At 36.6% G+C, this 11,716-nt stretch carries 10 protein-coding genes; 1 reads left to right on the top strand and 9 read right to left on the bottom strand.

The window, feature by feature from the left end:
• The first annotated feature begins 215 nt into the window (after window positions 1–215).
• Window positions 216–1,238 carry an alcohol dehydrogenase AdhP gene (adhP, locus tag HMPREF2780_RS05030; protein WP_048778796.1) on the top strand — a complete coding sequence of 341 codons (1,023 nt, stop codon included), beginning with the start codon at window positions 216–218 and terminating at the stop codon, window positions 1,236–1,238.
• Between the two features lie 299 nt (window positions 1,239–1,537).
• Here adhP and HMPREF2780_RS05025 read toward each other — a convergent pair whose 3' ends face one another.
• From HMPREF2780_RS05025 to HMPREF2780_RS04980, 9 genes are all read right to left on the bottom strand, one after another.
• Complete coding sequence (locus HMPREF2780_RS05025) at window positions 1,538–1,903, bottom strand: TIGR02328 family protein (RefSeq protein WP_105026291.1); 366 nt, start codon at window positions 1,901–1,903, stop codon at window positions 1,538–1,540.
• A 376-nt stretch (window positions 1,904–2,279) separates the two neighbouring features.
• Window positions 2,280–3,365 (bottom strand): HigA family addiction module antitoxin, encoded by a 1,086-nt coding sequence (locus tag HMPREF2780_RS05015; RefSeq protein ID WP_105026290.1) that lies wholly within the window; start codon window positions 3,363–3,365, stop codon window positions 2,280–2,282.
• The gene (locus HMPREF2780_RS05010) at window positions 3,358–3,696 is read right to left on the bottom strand and encodes a type II toxin-antitoxin system RelE/ParE family toxin (protein WP_105026289.1); all 339 of its coding nucleotides are present in this window, start codon (window positions 3,694–3,696) and stop codon (window positions 3,358–3,360) included. The genes HMPREF2780_RS05015 and HMPREF2780_RS05010 overlap by 8 nt, the downstream gene beginning before the upstream one ends.
• A 129-nt stretch (window positions 3,697–3,825) precedes the next feature.
• Window positions 3,826–5,427 (bottom strand): type I restriction-modification system subunit M, encoded by a 1,602-nt coding sequence (locus tag HMPREF2780_RS05005; RefSeq protein ID WP_105026288.1) that lies wholly within the window; start codon window positions 5,425–5,427, stop codon window positions 3,826–3,828.
• A 21-nt stretch (window positions 5,428–5,448) separates the two neighbouring features.
• Window positions 5,449–5,742, bottom strand: a complete 294-nt coding sequence (locus HMPREF2780_RS05000; protein ID WP_021144391.1) for a helix-turn-helix domain-containing protein — start codon at window positions 5,740–5,742, stop codon at window positions 5,449–5,451.
• Window positions 5,732–6,097, bottom strand: coding sequence for a type II toxin-antitoxin system RelE/ParE family toxin (locus HMPREF2780_RS04995; protein ID WP_105026287.1), 366 nt, complete (start codon window positions 6,095–6,097; stop codon window positions 5,732–5,734). The genes HMPREF2780_RS05000 and HMPREF2780_RS04995 overlap by 11 nt, the downstream gene beginning before the upstream one ends.
• A gap of 232 nt (window positions 6,098–6,329) precedes the next feature.
• The gene (locus HMPREF2780_RS04990; RefSeq protein ID WP_105026286.1) at window positions 6,330–8,213 is read right to left on the bottom strand and encodes a DUF4435 domain-containing protein; all 1,884 of its coding nucleotides are present in this window, start codon (window positions 8,211–8,213) and stop codon (window positions 6,330–6,332) included.
• Window positions 8,214–8,222: 9 nt separating this feature from the next.
• On the bottom strand, window positions 8,223–9,470 hold the full coding sequence (locus HMPREF2780_RS04985) for a restriction endonuclease subunit S (RefSeq protein WP_105026285.1): 1,248 nt from the start codon (window positions 9,468–9,470) through the stop codon (window positions 8,223–8,225).
• Between the two features lie 19 nt (window positions 9,471–9,489).
• Window positions 9,490–11,691 carry an AAA family ATPase gene (locus HMPREF2780_RS04980; protein ID WP_105026284.1) on the bottom strand — a complete coding sequence of 734 codons (2,202 nt, stop codon included), beginning with the start codon at window positions 11,689–11,691 and terminating at the stop codon, window positions 9,490–9,492.
• Window positions 11,692–11,716: the final 25 nt, after the last annotated feature.

Below are 11,716 nucleotides of genomic sequence, written 5' to 3'. Positions count from 1 at the left end.
ACTTAATACCTATTTTATAAAGTTTGATGAGTCAATTTGTTTGAAATATAGAACAAAATTAGAATAATATACGGTTTTTACCACCTTTGTCGTGAAAAATAGTCCTCCTAGCAATCTAGCAGGGAATTACTCTTTGCTGAAAACGCTTGCCTACCTAAAAACTTTGTGATATAATTAACATATTAATAATAATAACTAAACAGGAGGAACTACTTATGAAAGCAGTTGTTGTTAATCCAGAAAGCACTGGTGTGGAAATTATCCAAAACAAAGAACTCCGTCCGCTTGAAACAGGTGAAGCTCTTGTAGAAATTGAATACTGTGGTGTCTGCCACACTGACTTGCACGTTGCACATGGTGACTTCGGCAAGGTCCCAGGCCGTATCCTTGGTCACGAAGGGATCGGTATCGTCAAAGAATTGGCTCCTGATGTGAAGAACTTGAAAGTCGGTGACCGTGTCAGTGTCGCTTGGTTCTTTGAAGGTTGTGGCACATGTGAATACTGTACTACAGGACGTGAAACTCTTTGCCGTACAGTAAAAAATGCTGGTTATTCTGTTGACGGTGGTATGGCTGAACAATGTATCGTAACAGCTGACTATGCTGTCAAAGTTCCTGAAGGTCTTGATCCTGCACAAGCTTCTTCTATCACTTGTGCCGGTGTAACTACTTACAAAGCCATCAAAGAAGCTCAACTCCAACCAGGCCAATGGATCGTCCTTTATGGTGCAGGTGGTTTGGGTAACCTAGCTGTTCAATATGCTAAGAAAGTTTTCAATGCCCATGTTATCGCAGTCGACATCAACAATGACAAACTTGCATTAGCCAAAGAAGTTGGTGCTGATATTGTCATCAATGGACGTGAAGTTGATGATGTTCCTGGCCTCATCAAAGAAAAGACAAACGGCGGTGCTCATTCTGCAGTCGTAACAGCCGTTTCTAAAGTGGCCTTCAACCAAGCTGTTGATTCTGTACGTGCAGGTGGTCGTGTAGTAGCTGTTGGTTTGCCATCTGAAATGATGGACCTCAGCATTGTCAAGACTGTTCTAGACGGTATCCAAGTCATAGGTTCTCTTGTAGGTACTCGTAAAGACTTGGAAGAAGCCTTCCAATTTGGTGCTGAAGGCTTAGTTGTTCCAGTCGTTGAAAAACGCCCTGTTGAAGATGCCGTAGATGTCTTTGATGAAATGGAAGCTGGTACTATCCAAGGACGTATGGTACTTGACTTCACTCACTAATGCCTCTTTCTATTAATAAACAAAAAACGGACTACTCTATGTTTAGTTCGTTTTTTTTATTGATACTTTTACGGTATAGGGTTCTTAAGATTGGTTGCAAAAAAGATCTCACTATTTATGAAGAAAACAGATCTATCACCCTGTTTATGAAATAGCGAGCAACAAGCTCTTTTTCATCACTTTATAACTGAAAATACATCATAATACTAAAGCATAAGACCTAGGGAATAATCCTTAGGTCTCATCTTTATGACTCAAAAATACAAAGAAGAATTTTGCATCGCAAACCTTTCACGCCGTTACTCCAGCTCTATCCCCTTCTCACGGAGATTATCTAAGCACTCCTCATAGTAGGCGTCATCATGTTCACTATAGATAGGATTGCCTAGCTTCTCCTCAGGCAAGTCTTCATAGGGAGGGCAGGTCTTTCCACGGTAGTTCTTGTCCAGCCATTCTGGGCCGACCCGATAACCACGACTAGCCATTTCCTCCATGATCAAACGATGATAGACATAGAGACGATAGGGCGAGTGGGTAAAGACATAGTCAACTGTCGCATGCCTTCTTCCCCAGCCATTGCCACGCAGAGCACAGCACTCCCGATGTTGCCCCAAAAGTTGAGGTCGGGGAAGTTGAGGAATCAAGGCCTCATGCCAAAGTCTCATAGTAGTCTCCTTTCAGTAAAGTTAATTTTTGCAAGTAAGCATTTAGATAAGGGGCAAGCAAATCTCGAGTATTAGCAGGCAAAACTTCTTTGCACTCCTCCCCCTGTGTTCTGGGGTTTGACAGGTATGCGAAATCATGATTTGAACCTGACTCAACTCCACCTGTTCATTCTTCAAATATCGACGGATTTCTTGGTAAATGTTGCCAGGATAGCTCAAAGCAAGATCCTTATTTTCCGCACAAAGTTTCTGACAAATTGCCCATTAGTCCTTACTATTCATAGCCGAAACTAACTTCCTTTAAAAAATGAGCGAATAATTCGAATTTCTCACTCGATGTATTAAGCTTTTTTCATCTTCTACAAGTCACAATGTCTCAGGACACAAAGTAATAATTTTCTTTTAGTTCTCGGAATCGGTCAAAACTGAGAATGCCCTCATTTTGTAATCTTCCTAAAACAATACTAGGATGAATATCTATTTCCTCAGCAAAGCAAAGGATATCTGACTTATCGAAATTCCCTTTTTCAACAAAAGCTTGATAGTCTTCAGGTCTAATCAAGAGATCTTTTGCAAACTGATCTGCCCGCTCCTCGGAACGAAGGTATGACTCACTATTTCCAGCATCAGATGAAAAATCATTCTCCAAAATATGCCCAATCTCATGGAAAAGGGAGAACCAGAAAATATCTAATGCTTTATTTCGATCCGTGAGTAATAGCATGGCACTGCCGTTTCCAAATTTTTTCGTAGCACCATTCAGATTGGCATTTGGCAAAGCAGGTAGACTGACTAGGACAATACCACAGTCTAGCAAGATATCAGACAAGCGTTGAGGAAAAACTTCTGAATCTTGTCTGGTCAACTTTCTCAAAGCAGGCAGGCTTCTCTCTAGCTTTCTACGATTGAGCTTAGTAGTCGTTTTATCACGTGCTTTTTTAGAAGCCAGCTCCAGCATGATATTGGAATTCACTATACTTTTAGGCGTAAACTCACGTGTATTCCGATAGCTGACTAGATGGTTGAAAGTCGTGAGGTTTTTTAAATTCGCCACGCCTAGAATCTTGCGAAGCTCGACAATCTTTTCTTTCACAGTATAGCGTTTGTCTGGAACATAGCCTTCTTCCTTAAAATACTTGAAATCAATCATCTCACAGATTTCTTTCTCACTACCTTCTTCTAGCTCTTTTTGTTCTACGATCTCTGCCACTTTTACATCGTAAGCATTCTGAAGATTGAGCCAAGTTTGCATGGAAACTCCGCTTAGCTTGGCTAACTTATGAGCCGTCTCCTTACTAATAGACTCCTCAGCATTAACGAGCTTGCTGACAGTCTTTGCTGAAACTCCCAAACGCTCCGCAAATTCTTTCTGCGTTACGTTATAATCTTCAATCAACTCTTCAACATACTGACCTGGATGAAAAGCAATCAGGTCTTTGTATTCAACAATTTTATTACTCATAGTGATTGCTGACCTCCTCTATTTTTAGAATTTCGATTTCAACAGGACTAGGAAATACCTTTTCTAGATCCTCCTCACGAAATTCTACAATCAACCGATAGGAACTCTTTCGGCCATCTATATCTAAAGCAAACTGTCCTTGTCTCTTTCCCTTGAGTTGGTGAAAGTGATACTTAGGAAAAGCCGTCACACTAGCCAAAGAATCCGCCGCTTCCAAAAAGGTGATCAACTGATGCAACTTTACAGCAACCTTATCCGAAAAATCTTTTTTCGCTCGCCTCAGCTCTGTGCACTGCTTTTTAACAGTTTTGTTTGTATAGATAAGCTTCATAAATCCCTTTCCGTTAAATTAAATTACCTTTTAGGTAATTTAATTATAGCATCTTTAGACAATAAAAACCAGCCAAAAGTAATTTGGCTGGGATTTTAAATCGGTTTGACGTATCTAATTACTTTACCATCACCCTTTGAACTCCTTCAGAAACTGTTTGAGCTCAGCATCTGCTTCTGGTGTGGTTCCTTGGAGTTGATTCAGCATTTCAAGTAGCGATGCTGTTTGGCTTTCGATTGCTTTATTTGTCTCGTTAATCTTGCTGACAATTTCTGTCAGGGGTTCGACTTCTTCTTCCTCAAAGGTATCTACATAGCGAGGAATATTGAGGTTATAGTCATTTTCGACAATTTCTTCATAGCTTGCTAGGTGGGCAAACTTGTCAATCTCCTCACGAGACTTGTAGGCTTCCAGGATCTTCTCGATATGAGTATCAGTCATGATATTCTGGTTTTTGCCCTTATCAAATTCCTTAGAAGCATCGATAAAGTAAACGTCTCGATTGGTGCGATTCTTTTTAAGAATGATGACTGTGGTCGGAATGCTGGTATTAAAGAAGATATTAGCAGGTAGACCGATCACCGTATCAATAGCTCCTTCTTCCAGCAAGGCCTTGCGGATGGTTCCTTCGGCATTGCCACGAAAAAGGACCCCGTGAGGTAGAACGATCGCCATGACTCCCTTGTCCTGCTTGAGGTGGTAATACCCATGTAAGAGGAAGGCAAAGTCAGCTTTGGACTGAGGCGCGAGTTTCCCAAAAGGAGAGAAACGAGGATCATGGAGGAAGCCTGAGCTTGCGGACCACTTGGCTGAGTATGGAGGGTTCATGAGGACCCCATCAAAGTTGGTCGGCTCCTGGGTCGGCCAATCTTCATCCAGCGTATCCGCATTGTGCAAGAACTGGTTTTCAACAGGAACCCCGTGGAGGATCATGTTCATCCGAGCCAGGTTATAGGTCGAAGTATTGAGCTCCTGGCCGAAGTATTGGACGGTTTGAGGTTGATGAGAATACTTCTTAGCATTGAGCAAGAGGGAGCCTGATCCCATGGTGGCATCGTAGAGTGTAAAGCCCTGCTCGTCTTCACGCCCTAAAAAGGCAATCTGGGTCATGAGCTTGGCCACAGGCTGAGGCGTATAGAACTCACCTGCCTTCTTACCCGAGTCGGTCGCAAACTGACCGATCAGATACTCATAGGCATCCCCAAGCATATCTCCCGCATGACCTGCTACTTCCAGGACTGCTAGCTCTTTCATGACCGCAGCTACTAGCTGGTTTTGCTTTTGAGGAGTTGCCCCTAGTTTCTTGGAATAGAGATCAATGTCCTCAAAGAGGTTTTCATAAAGTTCATCACATTGCTCAATATCTCGGAAGCCCTGAGCTAGATCTTCCAGCTGGAAGGTGCCTTCATTGACCCGGTCCACCAAGGCCGTAAAGGTCAAGTCTGGCTTGATGACATAGTTGAGCTCATCCTTGATGACGGAGATGAGGTCCTCTTGAGAGTCCAGATCCTCATAGTAGGATCGGTAAAGAGCCAGGGCTTCATCCAGACTCTCTGTCTCCTCCTCCATGGTCTCAGCCACGAAAAAGAGCAACTTATCTGAGAGGTATTTATAAAAGATCATCCCCAAAAGGTAAGACTTATAGTCATTGGCATCCATCTTAGAGCGGAGCACATCCGCCGAGTTCCACAGGGCTTGGTAAAGCGACTGTGAGGTTTGTGTTGTTTCCATAGTAATTCTTTCTGATTTCTTTTAGACCTTTTCTTGTTCCAGTGGGACGACGGCGAGGGTCTTGCCTAGGCTAGCTAAGACTTTCAAGACCGTGTCCAATTGAGGACTGGTCTTGCCTGTCTCCATCCTAGCGATGACCGGTTGACTGACTCCACTGAGTTCTTCTAGTTTCTTTTGGCTAATGCCCTTTTCATGCCGAGCCTCGATCAGCTCTGTCATAATCGCGACCCGCAGATCACTTTCCAGGATTTCTTCCTTGGTGAAGAGCTCTGCTCTCACATCTTTCCAATTGCTACCGATGGCACTATTCTTCATCTCTTAGCCCTCTTTCCTTCAAATCTTGCAACGCTCGCTTGGCTTTCTCGAACTCTCGTCTAGGTGTCTTTTGCGTCTTTTTGACGAAATGATGCAGTAAGACAAAGCTTCCATCCAGCCAAGCCACGAATAAAATCCGGTCCCGCAAAGGTCTCAACTCCCAAATCTCCGCATCCAGATGCTTGATATAGGGTTGGCCAGCACGCGTTCCATGCTGGCTCAAAAGCTCGATATAGTCATTGAGCTTGTTGAGTTTGATCCGGCTGTCCTTGCTATCGCGACGAGCTAGCTCCCTCATGTAGTCCAGGACCGGTTGATTCCCCTGTTTGTCCTTATAAAAATAAATAGCGTGCACAAAGCAACCTCTTTTCGAATTTATTATAACTCTAAAGTTATTAAAAGTAAATACTTTTAAGTTATTAAACACTAAGGAGCGCCCTTTGACGAATCAAAGGGGCTCACTTATGCCATTCGAAAAATGGTGAGCTTATGGATGCTGATAAGGAGAATTTTTGAAGGTTAGATAAACATATCTTGTAAGAGTTTCTTTAGTATTAAAGCTGGAGAATAATACAAATAAACCATGTTTATCTATGACTTAGTAGAGTTACAAGTTCACTAAAATATTTAGTTCTCAATATATTTTGTAACTCAGAATCTGTTGCAATCTTACTTAATGCCTTATTTTTAAAATCGCGAGTGATTACAGTATTTCCTAGTTGATTGATTATTTCTTTTTTTAGGTTACAAATCTTTAAAATTGATGAGAAATTCGATGAACCTAAAGCTTCTTCAACAATAGAAGTTATAGTTTCAACTGTTGAAATTACATCGAATCTAGTTACTAAACCTTCTAAAAATTTTTGAGCATCATGTTTTGTTGGTTTATTTTTCTCTATAAAATGGCCTTCCATAAATTCATCAAGTTTCTTTTTTAAGGCGATACTTATTATCTTATCTTTATTTTTTATACACGAATTTATAGTAGCTTCTTTGAATTTATTAAATTTTTGCTCTTTATCCTGATCATCAGACTCCAAAACCGATTGCACTATTGCTTCATCTACTAGAAACATCTCTATCTCATTAAGAGGTAGAACAAAAATATTATTCTTTTTATATTTTTCAATTCGTGCCTTCTCCATCCAATCATCATCAATAATACCATATGCTTTATTTCCATGCATTTTTTTTAAATTATTATAAGCTTTTGTATGCTGGATGACCTGTTTATGTCCCTCTACAGGTTTTACAAAACAAAATTCGCTGAATAATTTAGAATAAATCTGATAGTCTATGCTAGTTTTAGTTCCCTCACAAAATAGAATAGGCTTCTTTGTAGCAGATACTTCAGTTAATAAGGATAAAGGCATTTCTTGTGTACCTTCCAAAACTTGATACTCCAAATCATATGGCGCTTCAAATTTCTTACACCAAATGTAACTTGCATTTGTTCTAGATTGGACAAAGTCCATATTATGTGAAGCAAAAACAAATTGACAATCCGATCGCTCTGATATAAGCAAATCCCACAATTCATTATAGACAGCAGCGTTTAAGAAAGTCTCAGGTTCATCAACAACAATATAGCTATTTTCTGGAGCTAAAAGGACATTCCCAATATAAAACAATATACAACGTTCTCCATCACTAAGCCCATTTATACTATATTTAGACCCATTTCTTACAACTTCTAAAACTCTATTATCAGGTTCAGGATTAAATGTTATTTCTGGGAAAATTTGATTCCATATTTGTTCCACTCTATCCAATAAAGTTAAAGGTAAATTTTTTTCTTTTCTTGATCTACGAGTAACTATGTTTGTGTAGTCTTTTACCAACAATGTTATCAATTTAGTAAACGTATTTGAAAAATCATTTTCAATTTTTGCTGGATACAAATCAATTGTTTCATATTTAAGATCAACTTCTTTTAAATCTTGAATATATCTTTCTCTAGTAATTTCATTACGATCATGAATCTTTAAAACAAAATACAGTAGCTTCTGGGCAGGTAAAACATACATCTCATCTATACTATTCTTCCGTAATTCATTAATAAGACTTGTTTTTCCTGCTCCATTAGCCCCTATAATAACAGTAGTAGAATCTATTTTAGCAATGAAAGAGAAAAGTTTAATTATTTTAAAATCTTCTAAAATTTGAGGTAAGTTTGATTCGTAAGTATGAATATCTTTACCATAACAACTAGATATTCTTTTTAGCCAATTATCACGTAGATTTTTGTACTTTTCTGTTACATTATCAGATAAAAATTCATCATTTAATTGTTTCTTAATTATTTCGATTAGATCTGATAACGAACCATTTACTTCATTATATTGGTTATTATATTCAACTTCCTCATAATCACGTAAATGACTATAAAAAATAAAATCTTCAAAATTTTGTTTAAGTCGTTGCTTTTCAGATTCTAATTTTTCAATCAATTCTTCAATAGGTCTATTCATATCTTTTCCTTATATAAACATATCCTGCAAGAGTTTCTTTTTGAGTGTTTCTAGCTGAGAAATTTTTTCTTGGTGAGATTTTATAAGATTATCGAGGTTAGAGAAATAGAAACCGATGGCTTGTTGTTCATCAAGAGAAGGATGATAGTATTCATATTTCATTAAATTAGTCGGACTAATTCCAAATACTTTCATACCTGTTCCAACTTTATAACCATATTTTCTAAATGTTTGAGTTTTAAACAAATAATATAAGAATGTGGAGTCCAAATTTTTGTTCGGTCTTAATGAAATTGTATGAAGTCCAGCTATTACATTATCTTTTGGATCCACAGCTAATAACGAAACTTCCGCTATCCCTTTATAATCCTCAGAGGCATCTGCAAAAGTTAAATCACCTTTTTTTAAGAACTCAGTAATTTTTAAATCTTTTGAAATAAATGGGAGCACATTTTCATCGTTTATATAGGATGCTCTACCAGTATGAATATCTCCATAATGAATATACCTCATACCAGTATTCTCCTTTGTTTCAACATCTCTTGAAAGTGAAAAAGATTTTAAACGTACTGTAGAAGTTTCAAGATTCACCCTTTCCCACTCACCTTCAAATCCATCCAAACGAATCTCAGGTACTGTCTGTCCAGCTTTGGGAAACATCTTGGAGAGCATGGTCGCCTTGAGGGATTGGTAGTTGGCGAGATTATCCTTGTAGCTAGCAAGAAGGTCGTCGAGGGTACGGAAGAGGGAGCCGATAGCGGATTGTTCGTCTAAAGATGGAACTGAGGTTTTTATAGAGTAAAAATCGCTATGATTTAAATCCGGTATAGTTGAGTTCCCTGCTCTAATTATGATCTCTTTATGAATATCATTTGATGTTAACAAATAATATAAAAACATTTTAGAAGTTTCAAATTTATCATAATCAACCTTAAAAAAATTGTTATGAAATGCACCAGAAATATTTGTAATTACTTTCCCAGTATTTCCAGTTCTAGTCATTAAAATATCATCTACAGTGCAAATAACATTCTCAGATGGAGACTCTATATAATATTTCTTTGTAGAATTTGGATTTAAAAATTCATTTGTAATATAAAAATATCTATGCTCTCCATCTTCTAAAAATCTACTAGAAATTGCAATTTGTAGACCTTGAGACAATTTGGTAAAATCTTTAAACCGCTTTTCATCCCATTCTTCTTTAAAATAATCGAACCTAATTAAAGGCACATTATACTTTTCTTTTAATTTCATTCATACTCCCAAACTTTATTTAACAGCTAGTATCAAAATTCCAATAGTGTTTGAAATGCTCTTCATATTGATTATCTTTAAAAATTTGATAAAAAAGATTTCTCATTTCATCTTTAGATTCTGTATATTGAACTGCAGATGGATCATCTATTCCATGAGAATTGACATTAAACAATTTCAAATACTGCTCATTGTCTTGATAAAAAATATCCTGTTTCAATGCATTAAACTTCATAAAAGTTTCTATTATCCTTCTCATCGTATTCAACATTGAGAGTTCATGACCACATTCATACAAATCCTTCAGTTCTACCCAAAGAGCCTCATACCCTGTTTTAAAATCTTCCTTTTCATTTAAAATTTTGATAAACTCGTGATGATCAATACGATAAAAATTATTCTTATCATATTTTGTCCTACCAGATTCATCTTTAAAATAACCATGAGGTTGAACATTTAAATAAAAATGGATATTATGAGTTAAGATCACCATTAAATCTCTATTTACATCGAATTTATCCTTGTCTTTACATTGATAAAGTTTTTGTAGTTCCCAAATAATTAGATATTGCATTTTATCATCATTCGAACTCATTGGATCATCAAAAACTATTATTTTTTTCTTCCTACTCCCTTCTTTAACTTCCTCCAAACGCTCAATAAAATATAAAAATGCAATGACATTTTTCTCACCCGTTGACAATTGTTTTACACTTCTATATCGTTCCCCTTCTTTTATTCTGTAATAACCAAGGTTTTCATTGTCTACATGATCTAATTCCCAAGAAACTTTTAACCGAAGTTTTTTATTTATTCTCTCAATAGCTTGTTTTTCTGCTTTTGGTTTTAATTTATCAACCTGACTTCGATATTCAGCTAAATTTTGTTCCAATTCTTTCTTTTCAATTTCTTTTTGACTATAAACTAATTCTTTTTCCTCTTTTTCTCTCTTAAGAACAGTTAGTCTCTCTATTCTTAAATCATATTGGAAGTCCTCAAGTAACAATTTTATTTCATGATATCGAATTGCATCTCTAGCGTCTTTCTGTTTATTTTTAATATCTAAAACATTTTTATTGTGTATTTCAATAAGTCTATTTATTTCACCATAATTCACATTATTGGGCACAAATAACTCTAACTCTTCACTTTCTACAAAGAGATTGCTCTCTTTCTGTTCTAATGTTTTAAGTAATATCTCTAAATAGGATTTCTGCTCTGCTAAAGACTCATTCACTTTCTCACTTTCTTTTTCAACCTCGTCTTTAAGATCTGGAAAAAAATCATCGGTACTTATCTTGTCACTTGTCGCAATCTCATTAAGCAAGTTAGAGATTTTTTCTTTACCAACTTTAATCCGATTTTGTAGTTCCTTCACCTCATCTGCTGAAAAATATCTCTCCAACTCCATCAATACTTCATCAGAAAGTTCATTCCCACAAAACGAACATATGTTTTCTTCTTTATGGATTTCCAATCCTTCTTTAGCGAAGTTAATTTTTCTTTGGTTGTCTAATCTACCAATAAGGACTCGTTCAACGACTTTACTTGAAATAATTTCATTGACAGCTTTTATATAATTTTCAAAATTAATTTTCTTCTCGCTAATGGGAGCAATTTCTTTCGGAACGCTCTGCAATATCTTCCTATAAAGATTTATATCAGTTTCCTCTAAACGACAGGCATTTTTAATTTCTGATTCAAAAATTTTTTTATTATACGACCTTGGGTTATCTACAATAACAGGATCCGTTTTTAATGAAATAGTTCTGGCCGAATCTTTATAAAAATTTTGAATTTTCCTATCTTGTTCATTAAACACTCTTCTTTTCTCTATGCACTCATCATGCAAAGTTGGTTCTTCATTCTCACCATTTTTTTCAACAAGTATTTTTTTAACAAAAGACAAGTCCTGTTCTGTTTTTGTAATTTTTTCTTTTAACTCTTTTATTTCTGCTTCTTTTTCACTTGCATTAACCGCTAATGAAAAAGCATCTAGATTCTCATTTTCTCCTATCAAAGAATCAAAGCCATTAAAAATATGTACTTCAAATTCCGATTGTTTTTGATTATAAATTGCTTTACTTAATGTTGATTTACCCGATCCGTTTCTTGCAAAAATAAAATTTTTTGAAGACAGTTCTAATTCTTTACCCTCAAAAAGTGGAGTCTCAGAATCTTCAAATTTAATTTGTTCCAAATCTATAATAGTAGTAACCATAAATTTATCCTCGTTTCAGTTTTTA

This window comes from Streptococcus sp. HMSC062B01, assembly GCF_001811085.1.
Taxonomy (GTDB): domain Bacteria; phylum Bacillota; class Bacilli; order Lactobacillales; family Streptococcaceae; genus Streptococcus; species Streptococcus gordonii.
The sequence above is the reverse complement of the archived record's forward strand: the minus strand, read 5'-3'. Positions and strand labels throughout refer to the sequence as shown.